This is a genomic window from Enterococcus sp. BWB1-3, from assembly GCF_016745275.1.
Lineage (GTDB): Bacteria > Bacillota > Bacilli > Lactobacillales > Enterococcaceae > Enterococcus_L.
On record NZ_JADOEP010000018.1, the window covers coordinates 69,218 to 85,500 of the forward strand.

Consider the following 16,283-nt stretch of genomic DNA (forward strand, 5'->3'; position numbering starts at 1 on the left):
CGACAAGAAAAATTTTTAATTAGAAACTGCTAAGTCTTTTCTAACAAAATCGTCTGGTAATACGCCCTCACAAATAAGGAATTTGGTTGCTTGTTTAATTGCTTTTTCCTTCTGCTTTTGAACAAGATTGTCTGACCTATCAATCTTATACAAATCAGTGGGATTCCAAACTTCACCAGTAGAAAGTATATGATAAATCGCTGTAAGCATCATGCGGGCAATTTTGTTTCCTTTCACTGCACGTACCCATTTAGGATTCGCAATCGTGACATTCATCACGTCTTCAAGCAAATTGGAAACAGGGACCCAATACTTACCGGTACTTTCCATACAAACATCGTAGCACGTGCATTCTAACAGCCAGTTTTTCAAAGCCAGAATCTGGTTGTTAAAAGTTGAAAATCGTTTCTTCTGATAATGTGGCGTCAATTCACCGGCTTTCGTGGTGATGACGGTAGCGATCAAAAAGCTTTTGTGCACATCAATACCACAACAAACGGGATAAACGACTTTCATGATTCTTCGCTCCTTTCTATAAGTAGCGGAGAGGCAGTGACTGGCTGGGGCAGCATTTAACAGGAGTTGTTAAAACAATGATTAGTGTGCGGACTTTGATCGTTCCACTCATTTGTGCTTGAACGCCCTGGCCTTACACTGGTTAAACAATCGAGGTTTCCTACAACTCACCCCACCGTGTTTTGTAGTATGTCTCTCCTATCTTTATTATAAACGGAAATCCGCATCTGTTTTCATTACTATTTGACTCGAAGAGCGGAGCGAGTCGAGATGGAGGTTAACATGAATAAAATTGGATTCATTGGTCTAGGGAATATGGCCGAGAAAATGCTGAATCAGTTGAGTAAGCAAAATTTTGAATTTTTGGGACTTGATAATAAGGTTGAAAGAGCCTACGAATTTTCAAATAAGTATGGTATTAAAGTAAAAAGCAGTTTGGCTGAACTTATGGATGAGGCAAGTTTTATTATACTTTCAGTACGCCCAGATAACGTTTGTTCTCTTGCAAATGAAATGAAAAAAGAACTAAGACGTCAACATATTATTATTTCAATCTGTGCTGGTTTGAGTATTAAGGACTTAGCATCTTATTTTCCTAATAATCCAGTAGTTAGATCAATGCCTAATGGCATTGAAGATAGTAGAGGATATTCAGCATTGTGTTTTGATAAGAATTGTTCAAAAGAACAAATTCTGGAAGTAAGGAAGTTATTTCAAGGAATAGGAGAAATAGTGATTTTAGAAGAACAAAAGTTTGCTTCCTTTACTGCGTTTTCTTGTGCTAGTCCTGTTGTTATTCTTAAGCTAATAGAGTATTTGCTGCAAAGTGGAACATATTTAGGTTTCACAAAAAAACAGTCATTAGAAATCGTGACAGCAAATTTACTTTCTTGTATTGAATTAACCAATAATGGAGATATTGGTAAACAGGTAGAAAAATTATGCTCTCCAGGTGGAATTGGTGTAGAGATGTTACATACTTTTTCTCAAGGGTTGGTAAAAAAAACATTAATAGATGCCTTTATTGCTGGTCGAGACAAAGATATTTATTTGTTGAAGGGAGAAGATAAATGACAATTTTTTTGATTTTGCTTATTTGTCTATTTAACAGTTTCTTTCTTTTCTATTTTATTAAAGATATAACTAAGAATTATGAAAGTCTAAAAATTGAAAAGGGTTCTCCTATTGTATATTCTATTATAGCTTTTTTTTCAATGTTTTTATCAACATTTGGAATCTCAGATTTTGCGATTAATACAATTGTTTACAGAAAACTAAAATATTTTCCTGATAGATTAATTCCTGCAACTCTAAATACAGAAGGAACTATTCCATTGTTTGTTATGTCACTAATTTATATCAATTACGTTCATTGTGATCCAATTACATTAATTTGCTTAATTTTTTCTCAAACTTTAGGTTCATTACATTCTCCAAGGTTGTCAATGAGAACATCAGATAATAGAATTAAATTATCCATGGGAATAGGATTGTTAGTTGCATCAATACTCATTTTTTTGAATCTTAATCAAGTAATTCCTGTTGATGGTCAAGAATACGGATTAAGAGGTTGGAAACTTTTTATTAGTATTATTCTTTTATTTATCTATGGAATGTTGAATAATTTTGGAATAGGTTCATTTGCTCCAACAATGGCAACTATCTATTTATTGGGAATGAATCCTCTTGTTGCTTTTCCTATTATGATGAGTGCATGTACTTTATCTTTTGTAGTTGGTTCAATTCAATTTGTTAACAAAGGATTTTATTCCCGTAAAGCAACACTAATATTTAGTGTTATTGGAAGTGCAGGTGTTTTATTTGCAGGTTTAATTGTAAAAAATATAAACTTATCTATTTTAAAATGGATTATGGTTTTTGTACTAATTATGGCTAGTATTTCATTGTTTTCAGATGTGGTGAAGAACAGCAAAAAATTGAACAACTTTTCTTGAATTAAGTAAATCACTATTATTTCTTTAGAATAGCATTGTAAATACAAATTTATTCAGACTTAATCAGATATATGATGGATTGGCAAAAAGAACTGATAAAATATACGATACACGCAATGCCTAGCTATTAAATTTAATGACCTTGATATTGACCTTAACCGTTTCGAATAGGAAAGAACACAAGCGGTTTGAATTCTTTGGAAAGCCTTGAAGAATCTTGCTAAGCATACGAAACAGAACTCTCAAGAAACACCTAAACAAATTGGAAGGGGGAGTGGGTTAAGTTTTAACTATAGGCTATAAACGCTGGCATTTCAACGTTTATAGCCGTTTTTATTTTTTTGAAAAATAGTGTATAGTATAATGAAAACAGTCAAAATTAAAGTTGAAAAAAGAAAGGTTTTCTCTATGAAAAAGGCAATTGAAGGTATCCCAGTCAATGAATATACGACAAAACTCTCCGTTTCCATTGTTTATGCAATTTTAGCCTCTGTGGCAATGAACTTTTTTTATCAGCCCGGAAATATTTATTCCAGCGGGATCACAGGCTTGGCTCAAATCCTGACAACTTTATCGACAAGAGCTTTAGGTTTTCAAGTTCCGGTTTCTGTGTCACTCTTTGCGCTGAATATTCCCTTATTCTTTTTGGCCTGGAAAAAGATTGGCAGAAAATTTACAATTTTTACCTTTATTACGGTAGCGCTAACCTCTGTATTCATGCAGATTGTACCTGAAACAATCTTGTCAAATGATCCGATAATTTGCGCAATTTTTGGCGGGGCAGTAATGGGTTCAGGAATTGGCTTTGCATTGAAAAACGGACTTTCTTCTGGCGGATTGGACATTTTCAGCATAACTATCCGTAAAAGGACCGGTCGTTCAGTGGGGTCCATTTCAATTTATTTTAACGCACTGATTATTTTTGTCGCCGGTTATCTGTTTGGCTGGCAGTATATGTTTTACAGTGCGCTGTCCATTTTTGTCAGCGGGAAAGTAACAGATGCAGTTTACACGAAACAGAAAAAAATGCAGGTGATGATTATCACAAAAAATCCGGAAGTTGTCATCAGCGAGATTCAGAAAAAAATGCGTCGTGGAATTACGATCATTCATGAGGCCGAAGGAGCCTATACTCATGATAAGCAAACTGTACTGCTGACGGTGGTGACTCGTTTTGAGCTGCCTGCGTTGGAAGGGGCTATGAAGAAAGCTGATCCTTCTGCCTTTGTCAGTATTTCGGATAATGTTAAAATCCTCGGTCGTTTTTATGAAGAAGAATTGTAAGCAGCCTTTTTGAGTTGCTTTTTCAGATAGTTTTCAGAGATTCTTGTACATTTCATCATAGGTTATTGATAAGGCTAGAAAAAGAAAACAATGCATGATTTCGAACACGACAAAAGCGTAGGAACATGCAAATGAAAAAAGTTGAAACAAAATAAAAATAGCACTCCTGTCAAGTAAGGACGAAGTGAAAAAAGGAGACAGTTAATCGGAAGCAGCTCGGCAGAAAATATTCTGCTTCCGGCTGACTGTCTTTTTTTAGAAGAAACAAACCGGATACACAATGTTTTTAATGCTTTGGTTGTCCGTTTTTGTAGTTAAAAAAAAAGTTGCCAAGCTCCTTCATAATGAAGATATAGAAGTTTTCTTATTTTTGCCATGGATTTTAAATACTTTTTCTTGAAAAGAACCAGTAAAACTGCTAAACTATTTTTATGAGGTAAAAAAAGTCTTTTTAACTGGAAAATGCAGAGAAAGGACTTCATCTATTTTTTTAGTGTTCATAGGTCGTTTTTAGTCTTACTTGGACATAATATGACCAACGGAGGAATCAATCATGCTGGAAGAATTGAAAATGATCGAAGCAGTTGCTCCGGATATGCTAGATGTAATGCAGCAAAGATATCATATTTTGCGTAGTATTTATTGGATGCAGCCGATTGGCAGAAAAAGTTTATCAGAGAGTATGGGACTGACAGAACGGGTTCTCCGAACTGAAACAGACATTCTGAAAAATCTGCAGCTGGTAAAAACATCCAAAAGTGGTATGACACTGACTGATAAAGGCTTGATGATTTATCAGGGACTTGAAAAGATGATGAATTTACTTTTCGGAATTCAGCAGGTCGAAATTGATATTGCACAGCTCTTTGGTATTCAGCGCTGTATTGTCGTCGCAGGAAACAGTGATAGTCAAAAAAAAATACTGGATGAATTTGGTTCGGTTTTAACTCACTCTTTGGATGTACTTTTACCTGAGGGAGACAATATCATTGCTGTAATGGGCGGTACGACAATGGCTCAGGCAGCAGAAAATATGGGTGTTCTTGAGAATGACAAACGACACAATTTGTTTGTTCCTGCAAGAGGCGGAATCGGTGAAGCATTAACTGCTCAGGCCAATTCGGTAAGTGCGGTGATGGCACATAAGACTGGCGGGCAGCATCGGGCGTTGTATATTCCGGAACAGCTTAGTAGGGAAACGTATGATTCCTTACTTCAGGAGCCATCCATACAGGAAGTGTTGGAGCTGATTAATCAGTCGAATGCGGTGGTTCACAGTATCGGGAGGGCACTGCATATGGCAGCCCGCAGAAAAATGTCTGATGAAGAGATGATTATGCTGAAACAGAAAAATGCTGTAGCAGAATCATTTGGTTATTTCTTTAATGAAAACGGCGAAGTAGTCTACAAGGTTCCAAGGATTGGCTTACAGCTGGAACATTTAAAGGGGATTCCATATATCGTTGCACTTGCTGGAGGAAAGACGAAGGCAAAAGCAATACGGGCATACATGAAAAATGCACCAAAACAAACGTGGCTCATTACAGATGAAGCTGCTGCAAACGAGATTTTAAAAGGGGAAACCCTTTAAAATAAAAAATTTTTGATTTTCATAAGGAGGAAATCTTTAATGACAGTTAAAGTAGGTATTAATGGATTTGGACGTATCGGACGCTTGGCATTCCGTCGTATCCAAGATGTGGCAGGAATTGAAGTAGTTGCAATCAACGACTTGACAGACGCTAAAATGTTGGCTCATTTATTAAAATATGATACAACTCAAGGTCGTTTCAACGGTACGGTTGAAGTGCATGAAGGTTCATTCAACGTAAACGGTAAAGAAGTTAAAGTTCTGGCTAACCGCAATCCTGAAGAATTACCATGGGGCGAATTAGGCGTAGACATCGTTTTAGAATGTACTGGTTTCTTCACTTCAAAAGAAAAAGCTGAATTACACTTAAAAGCTGGTGCAAAACGTGTTGTTATCTCTGCTCCTGGCGGAAACGATGTTCCAACAATCGTTTACAATACAAACCATGACATCTTAACTGGTAAAGAAACAGTTATCTCAGGTGCTTCTTGTACTACTAACTGTTTAGCTCCTATGGCTAAAGCATTACAAGATAACTTTGGTGTTGTTGAAGGTCTGATGACGACAATCCACGCTTACACTGGAGACCAAATGACTCTTGATGGACCTCACCCAGGTGGAGACTTCCGTCGTGCTCGTGCTGCAGCAGAAAACATTGTTCCTAATACAACTGGTGCTGCTAAAGCAATCGGTCTGGTTATTCCTGAATTAAACGGTAAATTAGACGGAGCTGCTCAACGTGTTCCTGTAGCAACTGGTTCATTAACAGAATTAGTTTCTATTCTTGACAAAGAAGTAACAGTAGAAGAAGTTAATGCAGTAATGGAAAAAGCAGCAAACGAATCTTATGGTTACAACACTGATCAAATCGTTTCTTCTGATATCGTAGGTATGACTTACGGATCATTATTCGATGCTACTCAAACAAAAGTTATGACTGTTGGCGACAAACAATTAGTTAAAACTGTTGCTTGGTATGACAATGAAATGTCTTACACTGCACAATTAGTTCGTACTTTAGAATACTTTGCTAACTTATAATTAGGTTGTAAAAAGAAGTGTTTTGCTCTGAGAAGTAAGACGGAATGTCTAAAAAGTGTTTTTTAAATTTTTGAGATAGGTCAGCTTACTTTTGAAGAAACAGCTTTTTGAACACCGTTTATCATAAGTAAAGAAATTTCTGAGACTAGGTGCAATAATAAGCGGGGAAGCAACGCGCTTCCCCGCTTATCTTTTTATGAATTAACCCAACAATGGTAGAATAGAAAGCGACAGCAAAATTCATCAACCGAATTTTCTGCCGCAGTCAATAAGAAGTAGGAGGGAAAATTTACACATGGCTAAAAAAACAATTAAAGATGTGGATTTAAAAGACAAAAAAGTTCTTGTTCGTGTGGACTTCAACGTACCTTTGAAAGACGGTGTTATCACTAATGATAACCGTATCGTGGCTGCATTGCCTACAATTAAATACGTGATCGAAAATGGCGGAAAAGCAATTCTTTTCTCTCATTTAGGTCGTGTAAAAACAGCAGAAGACAAAGCCAGCAAATCATTAAAGCCTGTTGCTGAACGTCTTGGCGAATTATTGGGCAAGACTGTGACTTTCGTTCCTGAAACTCGTGGTGCTGAATTAGAAGCAGCTGTCAACAATATGAAAGATGGAGATGTTTTAGTTTTTGAAAACACTCGTTTTGAGGATATTGACGGCAAAAAAGAAAGCGGAAATGATTCTGAACTAGGTAAATACTGGGCATCATTAGGTGATGTTTTTGTCAATGATGCATTTGGTACAGCCCACCGTGCGCATGCTTCAAACGTTGGAATTGCTTCAACTGGTATTCCAACTGTAGCTGGATTCCTGATGGAAAAAGAAATTCAATTCATCGGTGAAGCGGTTGAAGCGCCAAAACGCCCATTTGTGGCTATCCTCGGTGGAGCAAAAGTTTCAGATAAAATTGGTGTGATTGAAAATCTAATTGCGAAAGCGGATAAAATTTTGATCGGCGGCGGTATGACGTATACATTCTACAAAGCTAAAGGACTTGAAATTGGAAACTCATTAGTAGAAGAAGATAAAGTTGCCTTGGCTAAAGAATTAATCGAAAAAGCTGGTGATAAATTAATTTTACCGGTGGATTCAGTATGTGCAAAAGAATTTAGCAACGACGTAGAAACAATTGTTTCAGACGGTCAGGCTGTTCCAGAAGGATATATGGGATTGGATATTGGTCCTAAATCCATTGAACTATTTACAAAGGAATTGGCAGGAGCTAAAACTGTTGTATGGAATGGTCCTATGGGTGTATTTGAAATGAGCAACTTTGCCAAAGGAACAATTGGTGTTTGTGAAGCAATCGCCAACCTTGAAGATGCGACAACAATTATCGGTGGTGGAGACTCAGCAGCAGCAGCGATTCAATTAGGCTTTGCTGACAAATTTACACACATTTCAACAGGCGGCGGCGCAAGCTTGGAATTACTTGAAGGCAAAACATTACCAGGATTAGCTGCAATTAATGATAAGTAGAAAAGCGAAGCAGATTGGGTAACTTCAGAGTGATAAAGGAAAGCGGCATACTGATGCTTTCTGTCAGTATAGACGGTTTATCTTATCATCGAAGAAGTTGATCTGCACAGCTGGACAATAATAAAAGCTGAAAGAATCGGGTAATCCTCAAGCAAATTAGGAAATTTATTCAAGGATGCTTTTTGTCCTTGAAATGAATTTATCTATTTGTCGATAGGATTGATTCGGGAAGCTGGATAAAGAAAAACGAAGCAGATCGGGTAACTTTAGAGTGATAAAGGAAAGCGGCATACTGATGCTTTCTGTCAGTATAGACGGTTTATCTTATCATCGAAGAAGTTGATCTGTACAGCTGGACAATAATAAAAGCTGAAAGAATCGGGTAATCCTCAAGCAAATTAGGAAATTTATTCAAGGATGCTTTTTGTCCTTGAAATGAATTTATCTATTTGTCGATAGGATTGATTCGGGAAGCTGGATAAAGAAAAGCGAAGCAGATTGGGTAACTTCAGAGTGATAAAGGAAAGCGGCATACTGATGCTTTCTGTCAGTATAGACGGTTTATCTTATCATCGAAGAAGTTGATCTGCACAGCTGGACAATAATAAAAGCTGAAAGAATCGGGTAATCCTCAAGCAAGGTACTATGCCTTGTCGACAGGCTTGATTTAGGAAGCTCAGATAAACAATAGAAAAGGAAGTGCTGTTCAATGCGTAAACCAATTATCGCTGGTAACTGGAAAATGAACAAAACGGCTAAAGAAGCAAAAGAATTTGCTGAAGCAGTGAAAACAAAAATCCCTGCAAATGATGCAGTTGATTCAGTAATCGGTTCTCCAGCTTTATTTTTACAGGAATTAGTTGAAGCTGCAAAAGGGACAGAATTAAAAATCTCAGGTCAAAATTGCTACTGGGAAAATGCAGGAGCATTTACAGGAGAAACATCTCCTCAAGCTTTAACTGACTTAGGAGTTGACTATGTGATTATCGGTCACTCTGAGCGTCGCGAATATTTCCATGAAACAGATGAAGAAATTAATAAAAAAGCGAAAGCTATTTTCGCTAACGGCATGATTCCGATCTTTTGCTGTGGTGAATCTTTGGAAACCTATGAGGCAGGTAAAACTGCTGAATGGATTGAAGGACAAATTACTGCCGGCTTGGAAGGCTTAACAGATGGTCAAGTAAGCAATCTTGTTATTGCTTACGAACCAATCTGGGCAATTGGAACCGGTAAATCTGCTGATGCAAACATCGCTGACGAAATCTGCGGCGTAGTTCGTAAAACAGTTGAAAAATTATACGGTAAGGAAGTTTCTGACAGCGTGCGTATCCAATATGGCGGTTCAGTAAAACCTGAAAATATTGCTGAATATATGGCGAAAGAAAATGTTGATGGTGCTTTAGTCGGCGGAGCAAGTCTTGAAGCAGATTCATTCCTAGCTTTACTTGATGCTGTTAAATAAACTTCACTGAAAATTATTTATTATTTTGAAGGAAGTTTTGCCTTATTTGAAAAAATAGTAAAATTTCATTGCTTCCTTTTGTAAAATTCACTACAATCGTAATTAAGGGAATGAATCCCCTTAGTATAAAAAACAATTCAAAGGAGAGACAAAACATGTCAATTATTACTGATGTATATGCACGCGAAGTCCTTGACTCACGTGGTAACCCAACAATCGAAGTAGAAGTATACACTGAAAGCGGTGCGTTTGGACGCGGAATGGTTCCTTCAGGAGCTTCAACTGGTGAATATGAAGCGGTTGAATTACGTGACGGCGACAAATCTCGTTACTTAGGTAAAGGGGTTACTAAAGCAGTTGACAACGTAAACAACAGTATTGCTGAAGCAATCATTGGCTACGATGTTCGTGACCAAATGGCTATCGACAAAGCAATGATCGAATTAGACGGAACTCCTAACAAAGGTAAATTGGGTGCGAACGCTATCCTTGGTGTTTCTATCGCTGTAGCCCGTGCTGCTGCGGATTACCTTGAAGTACCTCTATACCACTACTTAGGCGGATTCAATACAAAAGTACTGCCAACTCCAATGATGAACATTATCAATGGCGGATCTCATGCTGACAACAGTATCGACTTCCAGGAATTCATGATTATGCCTGTAGGTGCTCCAACATTTAAAGAAGCTTTACGCTATGGTGCGGAAGTATTCCACGCTTTGGCAGCTATCTTGAAATCTAAAGGTTTGGCTACTTCAGTAGGTGATGAAGGTGGTTTCGCTCCTAACTTAGGTTCTAACGAAGAAGGTTTTGAAGTGATTATCGAAGCAATCGAAAAAGCCGGCTATGTTCCTGGTAAAGATATTGTTCTTGCTATGGATGCTGCTTCTTCAGAATTCTACGATAAAGAAAAAGGCGTTTACGTTTTAGCTGATTCTGGCGAAGGCGAAAAAACAACTGAAGAAATGATCAAATTCTACGAAGAATTATGTGCGAAATACCCAATCATCTCTATCGAAGATGGTTTAGATGAAAACGATTGGGATGGCTTCAAAAAATTAACTGAAGCTTTAGGCGATAAAGTTCAATTAGTTGGTGACGATTTATTCGTAACAAACACAACTAAATTAGCTGAAGGTATTGAAAAAGGAATTGCTAACTCAATCCTTATCAAAGTTAACCAAATCGGTACTTTGACTGAAACTTTTGAAGCAATCGAAATGGCTAAAGAAGCTGGCTACACTGCAGTAGTTTCTCACCGTTCAGGCGAAACAGAAGATTCTACAATCTCTGATATCGCTGTTGCAACAAATGCAGGACAAATCAAAACAGGTTCTCTTTCACGTACTGACCGTGTTGCTAAATACAATCAATTACTAAGAATCGAAGACCAATTAGGCGATGTAGCTGAGTATAAAGGTCTGAAATCTTTCTACAACCTTAAAAACAAATAATTTGGTAATGTAAAAGTAACTATACCAATTTTTCAAAAATGATAAAATTAGTGTAAAAAGTGTTTCTACTTTTATGTTCTAGTATTATTGCTAAATGCCTTTCTTATGTCAACTAATGACATGAGAGGGGCATTTTTTATGCATTATGAACGGCTAGTAAAAGAATACTTATTAGAATTGAAATTGGAAAATTATTCAAAAAGAACGATTGAATCTTATGAACAACATCATAGAAAATTTATAGACTATTACAGAAAAGAAATTGGTTCACCGATTTTAATTGAAGATGTTTCAAAAATTCACTATAAGTTGTTCATTAGTTATCTGTTAGATTGCCAATTAAAAAGTAGTTATATAAATACTATTTTAAAAACTCACAAAGCTTTCTGGAACTATTTAGTAGCTGAGAAAGTAGTCAAAGTCAGTCCTCTGGAAACGATAAGGTTATTAAAGGAAACAAAGCCATTATTAACTACATTCAATGATAAAGAAGTAAAGGATATGCTGAATGTGTGGAAATTTGATACCTATTTAGGAGCAAGAAATAAGTGTATTATTGCTCTTTTGGCAGATACAGGTATTCGTGTATCTGAACTATTAAATTTGAAGGATACAGATTTAGCTGAAAACTATATCCGAATATTAGGAAAGGGGAGTAAATGGCGAGTAGTTCCAATCTCATCTGAATTGAATTATTTTATTACTCGATATAGAAGGATTCGAGATAGACACTTTTACACACTTAGAAATTATCACGGCAAAACAAGAAAATTAGATGAACAGCTATTTTTAGGGAAAACAGGAAGAAAAATTAAAACGGTGACGAATATTGAATTGATATTGAAAGAAACAGGTAAGAGAGCAGGAGTTAGGACAACTGTTAGGTGTAGTCCGCATACGCTAAGGCATTATTGGACTGTAAAGAATTTGCAGATAGGTCAAGATATTTTTACAATAAGTAGGATGTTAGCTCATTCTAAACTAGATACAACGAAAATCTATATTAGTAGCATCACGGATGAACAATTAGTAGATAAAGCGGTAAAGACAAGTCCTTTAAGTAGTATATTTTAAGTTGTTAATCAAATTCAGGAGAACATGCTTAAATAATGTTCTCCTTTTGAGTGTGCCAGGCATGGCACTTATCTAGCTGGTGAAAGTCCAGTCGCGGGTAGTTACCGCCAAGCGTAGCGAACCACAAGCCGAAGTCAGTAATGGCGGGGTGAAGGAAGTGGTGCAGCAAAACTTTGAGCCTACGAACAGAAACTTGATGAGGCTAAATGGTGGATGAGGTTGCTCAACAAACCGAAGTCCAAAAGGTAAACGTAAAACCAAGACAGTAAATCAAGAGGTTGTAAAGTGAAAGATAAGTGTCTTACCCTGGGAGGTCCTACGGACGTCTAATCATGAGAGGCTTTAAAATCAGCAATCGTTAATGACGGTCGAAAAAGGTTAACCGTAGGAAGTCAGCTGAGGTCATAGTAATTATCCAGCCTAGATAATGAAGGACCTAATGTTTGTATAGTGTGAATCACTAGATGAGAATGTTCAAGTAGTCCGAAAATGAGGATACCCTAGCCCAATGGAACGTAACCATTGATGGGGAAAGTAATGGGGACGGTCTTGGAAAAATTTATAACTAGAGGAGGAACAGCGAGATGAGATTAATCGAAAAGATAACAGATGTCGGAAATATAGAACGGGCAATTAACAAAGTCAAGAGTAATAAAGGCGCTCCAGGTAGCGATAACATGACTGTGGAGGAACTTGAGACTTACTTTTGAAAACATGGACAAACACTTGTCCAACAAATTTGTGAAAGAAAGTATCAGCCCAAACCAGTCCGAAGGACTTACATCTCGAAGCCTGATGGAACTAAACGTCCATTAGGAATTCCTACAGTGATAGACAGAGTCATCCAACAAGCGACTGCCCAACAATTAAGTCAACTCTATGATAAGCAGTTCAGCGAGAAAAGTTACGGATTTCGACCGAACAGAAGTGCACATCAAGCCATTAACCAAGTGGTCAATTACTTGAATGAAGGGTTTGAGTGGGTCATCGATATGGATATAGAGAAATATTTCGACACAGTAAATCATGATAAATTAATTTCAACTCTTAGAGAAAAGGTAAATGATCGAGACACCTTACATTTGATACGCTTGTTCTTAAAAGCAGGCGTAATGGCGGATGGATTAGCGACACAAACTGAAACAGGAGTCCCGCAAGGTAGCCCAATAAGTCCAATCCTATCGAATATCTATTTAGATAAATTAGATAAGGAATTGGAAACAAGAGGGCTACACTTTGCAAGATATGCGGACGATGTTTGTATCTTTGTCAAAAGCGAAATGGCAGCGAATCGAGTCATGAAGTCAATCACGAATTGGATGGAAAAGAAGTTATTCTTACAAGTCAATCTGACGAAAACCAAAGTCGTAAGGCCGACCAAAAGCCAATTTCTAGGGTTCACCTTTTGGAAAGATCAACAGGGGTGGAAATGTAAGCCAACCAACGCCAGTAAAGCCAAGCTGTATGGAAAAGTAAAAACTGTACTGAAAAGAAAACAGGCAGTATCGAGACCATTAGCCGAAACCTTTACGAAGGTCAACCAAATTGTAAGAGGATGGATAAATTACTACCGAATCGGAAGTATGAAGACATTTATAGAGAAGTTTGGTCAATGGATACGACATAAAATCCGAGTCATTATCATCAAACAATGGAAGGTACCGAAACGCATATCGAAGAATCTCCAGAAACTGAACCGACTGTTAAACTGCGGTTTCGCTGAAGAAGATATCTTTAAAGTGGCCAACTCAAGACTTGGGTGGTATAGACGAAGTGGGATGATTGTCGTTAACTTCATTTTGAACCCGACAGTTCTAGCTCGAAAGAAAAAGGACCGACCAGGTCTAGTCAATCCTTTAACTTACTATTTAAGCGAATCGTGAGTACAATACAAATGTAGCGCCGTATACGAGACCCGTACGTACGGTGCAATGGGAGGGGCGGAATTTATTTCCCCTCTACCCTATTTTTCATATATTTAATCACTTATGCTTGTGTGTTCTACAAATTTGCAATTATTATTTTATGATGCTATAAAGGTCCTTGCAATGGATACTTTTGTAATTAGTATCCATCACTAATCCTATTCTATCAATGTTTCATTTTTGATTTATAGGTAGATGGATACTTATAGTTTATTTCAATAGAAAAATATCCATAAATAATACATCTTAGGGAGGTAATTTATGGGACAAAAAATGATTAATGTCAAACCTATTAAGGATAAGGAAACGCTAATTCAATTTGGAAAAGAACTAAAGAAGGGAAAGCACGGAAAAAGAGATTATTTGATTATGGCAATTGGAATAAAGACAGGTTGTCCAAAAGGAAAGAGAACAGTGGACTAGACTGTTCTCTTAATTTAAAATGACATTTTTATCATTCGCATCTCTATAAATAACATGACATCCTTTTTCTATAATTGCAAATTTGTAGAACGTTTATTGTGGTGCAGGTGTATAGTTCAAGCTTGCTTCTGCTGTGTCAGTTGCATTCTTGAAAATATCTGCTAACTTAGGTTGTAATGTATCACGGAATAAGATATAAGCGATTAATACGAAAATACCGAAAATTACCACTGCTACGATTACGAAAAGTCCTTGTGATGCTCCATCTGTCATGAAATATGACCTCCTTTACTATAAAATTTTATACAAGAATAATGAATATTCATGTTATGTTTTTATAGTATCATCATCGTTTTTAAATTACAATTTTAACTATCATACCAATGTTTTAATTACTGGTTTACTTTTTTGTTAAAATATTTATATTTGTTATTTTTTATAAAAAAGTAAAGGATATATTTGAATAGAAAAATTTATTTGACTCCTCTATATTAAACTTAAAAAAATAGTCCCTGCCAAATGATGAATGAAGTATTAGAAGAATCCGTTACAGCTTTTTTATCTTTTTAGAATAGGTAGATTGATTTTGAATTCTGTTCTATATACTCATTTTTGACTCATTAATGATATAATGAATTTAATAATTTAGTAATGGGGGGTAAGATTTGAAAGAGTTTGAAATTGATTTACCTAGAGAATCGTCATTATTGGTAAACGTTACCGATAAAAATTTATACAATTATGATTTTACATCTTACTCATTATTGCCACTGCAAAAAATAGCTTCAAAATCGATAACGGAAAAAATTAAAGATAGTTTATTTTCAAATATTTCATCAATAAGTTTGATTGAAAAAATGTCTAATCAGAAAGAAACAGAATATGTAGCTAGAATATCTGATTTTGCAAAAAAAAAGATAGATTCAGGAGAATGGTCATTTGGCATAAGAAAAAAAACAGGTGAAACATATGCTGTCATTAAGGATAATTTAAGTGGGAAAAATAAAAGTTTTGTTACCCTTGACAAGAAGATGGTAAAAGATTTGGGTGTCTTACCAGAGTTATCGGCAATTCAAGGTCAGTTAGCGTCAATTTCAGAGCAAATTGAGGGATTAAATCAAATTATACAAAGGGTAGAGAAGGGACAGTATAATGATAGATATGCGGGATTTTTCTCATCCAGACAATTAGTTGTTGAAGGATTAGCTTCAGAGAATGAATCGAACAAAAGAGAGCTACTGATTAGTTCTATCAAAATTGCTAACGAAACAATTAGCAAGCTAATGCTTTCTATTCACGAAGATGCAGCTCTTTTAATTGATTCAAAAACAAAATCAAAAGATGCACGTAGAATTGATAATTTATTGCAAACATCTTTAGGATATTTAAATTCAACAGCCCAACTAAACCTAATAGCGTATACAGCTTTGGGAGAAAAACAACCTTTGTTTGCAACACTGACAAACTATCACTCATTTGTTAAACAAGTATTAATGAAAGAAAACGAAAATGGAAGAACTATTGCGTGGCTATTAGATAATGCTCACGTGGGTGATGATGGGAGGATTCAGGAATTAACTAATGATTTGTCTAAAAAAATTGAAGTGCTTATAGCAACTTATAATAATGAAAGGATAGACGTGATTGAAAATGAAAGAATCGAAAATTAAGGCTTGTAAGTATCCAAATTGTAACAAAGAAGTGCCATCAGATAAATCTTTATTTTGTATGGAACATAGTCGTAGCTTAAAGGAAAAAAGAAATTTAGTTGGAACTGCTTTAGGTAGCGTAGCTATTCTAGGAGTGACTACTTTAGCAAACAGTATTATCAAGAAAAAGATATAGTTGGAATGTTTAATCAAGTTATAGTCAAAAAAGCTAGTCTACTTAGACCAGCTTTTTTACTGTCCATATTGGCTCTATAATATCTAGTGTTGGTGGCATGATTGTCACTGACACTTTTTTCATTTTGAAAAAAAACAGGAAAGACATCTTGAAATCCAGTAGAATTAAAGTCGACAAAAACCAATTCAAAGGAGTGTTTCAAGATGTCTCAGTCAAATCAT

General features: G+C 36.2%; 14 protein-coding genes and 2 pseudogenes. 14 read left to right on the top strand and 2 right to left on the bottom strand.

Annotated elements, in window-relative coordinates; genetic code table 11:
* Positions 1-15: 15 nt before the first annotated feature.
* Positions 16-516: an IS110 family transposase gene (locus IW492_RS12575; RefSeq protein ID WP_202067984.1), complete on the bottom strand. Its 501-nt coding sequence runs from the start codon at positions 514-516 to the stop codon at positions 16-18.
* A gap of 282 nt (positions 517-798) precedes the next feature.
* Between IW492_RS12575 and IW492_RS12580 the strand changes: the two genes are divergently transcribed.
* The 12 genes and pseudogenes from IW492_RS12580 to IW492_RS12630 form a co-directional block, all read left to right on the top strand.
* Positions 799-1,590 (top strand): pyrroline-5-carboxylate reductase family protein, encoded by a 792-nt coding sequence (locus IW492_RS12580; protein WP_202067985.1) that lies wholly within the window; start codon positions 799-801, stop codon positions 1,588-1,590.
* Positions 1,587-2,471 (top strand): sulfite exporter TauE/SafE family protein, encoded by an 885-nt coding sequence (locus IW492_RS12585; RefSeq protein ID WP_202067986.1) that lies wholly within the window; start codon positions 1,587-1,589, stop codon positions 2,469-2,471. Before IW492_RS12580 ends, IW492_RS12585 begins: the two co-directional genes overlap by 4 nt.
* 408 nt (positions 2,472-2,879) lie before the next feature.
* Positions 2,880-3,755, top strand: a complete 876-nt coding sequence (locus IW492_RS12590) for a YitT family protein (protein ID WP_202067987.1) — start codon at positions 2,880-2,882, stop codon at positions 3,753-3,755.
* A gap of 553 nt (positions 3,756-4,308) precedes the next feature.
* Positions 4,309-5,346, top strand: a complete 1,038-nt coding sequence (locus tag IW492_RS12595) for a sugar-binding transcriptional regulator (protein ID WP_202067988.1) — start codon at positions 4,309-4,311, stop codon at positions 5,344-5,346.
* Positions 5,347-5,385: 39 nt separating this feature from the next.
* A complete protein-coding gene (gap, locus tag IW492_RS12600) occupies positions 5,386-6,387 on the top strand; it encodes a type I glyceraldehyde-3-phosphate dehydrogenase (RefSeq protein ID WP_202067989.1) in 1,002 nt (333 codons plus the stop codon).
* Positions 6,388-6,682: 295 nt separating this feature from the next.
* Positions 6,683-7,876 (top strand): phosphoglycerate kinase, encoded by a 1,194-nt coding sequence (locus IW492_RS12605; protein ID WP_202067990.1) that lies wholly within the window; start codon positions 6,683-6,685, stop codon positions 7,874-7,876.
* Between the two features lie 709 nt (positions 7,877-8,585).
* Positions 8,586-9,341 carry a triose-phosphate isomerase gene (gene tpiA / locus IW492_RS12610; protein WP_202067991.1) on the top strand — a complete coding sequence of 252 codons (756 nt, stop codon included), beginning with the start codon at positions 8,586-8,588 and terminating at the stop codon, positions 9,339-9,341.
* A gap of 155 nt (positions 9,342-9,496) precedes the next feature.
* Complete coding sequence (gene eno, locus IW492_RS12615; RefSeq protein ID WP_202067992.1) at positions 9,497-10,795, top strand: phosphopyruvate hydratase; 1,299 nt, start codon at positions 9,497-9,499, stop codon at positions 10,793-10,795.
* Between the two features lie 138 nt (positions 10,796-10,933).
* Positions 10,934-11,869, top strand: a complete 936-nt coding sequence (locus IW492_RS12620; RefSeq protein WP_202067993.1) for a tyrosine-type recombinase/integrase — start codon at positions 10,934-10,936, stop codon at positions 11,867-11,869.
* A gap of 584 nt (positions 11,870-12,453) precedes the next feature.
* Positions 12,454-12,579 (top strand): hypothetical protein, encoded by a 126-nt coding sequence (locus IW492_RS18715; RefSeq protein ID WP_269160937.1) that lies wholly within the window; start codon positions 12,454-12,456, stop codon positions 12,577-12,579.
* 21 nt (positions 12,580-12,600) lie between these two features.
* Positions 12,601-13,752, top strand: a pseudogene (ltrA, locus tag IW492_RS12625) (group II intron reverse transcriptase/maturase); the annotation flags it as partial.
* A 303-nt stretch (positions 13,753-14,055) separates the two neighbouring features.
* Positions 14,056-14,187 (top strand): annotated as a pseudogene (locus IW492_RS12630) (site-specific integrase); the annotation flags it as partial.
* A gap of 123 nt (positions 14,188-14,310) precedes the next feature.
* Here IW492_RS12630 and IW492_RS12635 read toward each other — a convergent pair.
* On the bottom strand, positions 14,311-14,490 hold the full coding sequence (locus IW492_RS12635; protein WP_202067994.1) for a hypothetical protein: 180 nt from the start codon (positions 14,488-14,490) through the stop codon (positions 14,311-14,313).
* A gap of 392 nt (positions 14,491-14,882) precedes the next feature.
* Here IW492_RS12635 and IW492_RS12640 point away from each other — a divergent pair, with 392 nt between their 5' ends.
* Positions 14,883-15,887 carry a hypothetical protein gene (locus tag IW492_RS12640; protein WP_202067995.1) on the top strand — a complete coding sequence of 335 codons (1,005 nt, stop codon included), beginning with the start codon at positions 14,883-14,885 and terminating at the stop codon, positions 15,885-15,887.
* Positions 15,868-16,062, top strand: coding sequence for a hypothetical protein (locus tag IW492_RS12645; RefSeq protein WP_202068001.1), 195 nt, complete (start codon positions 15,868-15,870; stop codon positions 16,060-16,062). The genes IW492_RS12640 and IW492_RS12645 overlap by 20 nt, the downstream gene beginning before the upstream one ends.
* Positions 16,063-16,283 lie beyond the last annotated feature (221 nt).

Excerpts from the sequence above, each read along its gene's own strand:
- IW492_RS12575 (WP_202067984.1), bottom strand. The coding sequence starts at position 516 with ATGAAAGTCGTTTATCCCGTTTGTTGTGGTATTGATGTGCACAAAAGC.
- IW492_RS12580 (WP_202067985.1), top strand. The coding sequence starts at position 799 with ATGAATAAAATTGGATTCATTGGTCTAGGGAATATGGCCGAGAAAATG.
- IW492_RS12585 (WP_202067986.1), top strand. The coding sequence starts at position 1,587 with ATGACAATTTTTTTGATTTTGCTTATTTGTCTATTTAACAGTTTCTTT.
- IW492_RS12590 (WP_202067987.1), top strand. The coding sequence starts at position 2,880 with ATGAAAAAGGCAATTGAAGGTATCCCAGTCAATGAATATACGACAAAA.
- IW492_RS12595 (WP_202067988.1), top strand. The coding sequence starts at position 4,309 with ATGCTGGAAGAATTGAAAATGATCGAAGCAGTTGCTCCGGATATGCTA.
- gap (WP_202067989.1), top strand. The coding sequence starts at position 5,386 with ATGACAGTTAAAGTAGGTATTAATGGATTTGGACGTATCGGACGCTTG.
- IW492_RS12605 (WP_202067990.1), top strand. The coding sequence starts at position 6,683 with ATGGCTAAAAAAACAATTAAAGATGTGGATTTAAAAGACAAAAAAGTT.
- tpiA (WP_202067991.1), top strand. The coding sequence starts at position 8,586 with ATGCGTAAACCAATTATCGCTGGTAACTGGAAAATGAACAAAACGGCT.
- eno (WP_202067992.1), top strand. The coding sequence starts at position 9,497 with ATGTCAATTATTACTGATGTATATGCACGCGAAGTCCTTGACTCACGT.
- IW492_RS12620 (WP_202067993.1), top strand. The coding sequence starts at position 10,934 with ATGCATTATGAACGGCTAGTAAAAGAATACTTATTAGAATTGAAATTG.
- IW492_RS18715 (WP_269160937.1), top strand. The coding sequence starts at position 12,454 with ATGAGATTAATCGAAAAGATAACAGATGTCGGAAATATAGAACGGGCA.
- IW492_RS12635 (WP_202067994.1), bottom strand. The coding sequence starts at position 14,490 with ATGACAGATGGAGCATCACAAGGACTTTTCGTAATCGTAGCAGTGGTA.
- IW492_RS12645 (WP_202068001.1), top strand. The coding sequence starts at position 15,868 with ATGAAAGAATCGAAAATTAAGGCTTGTAAGTATCCAAATTGTAACAAA.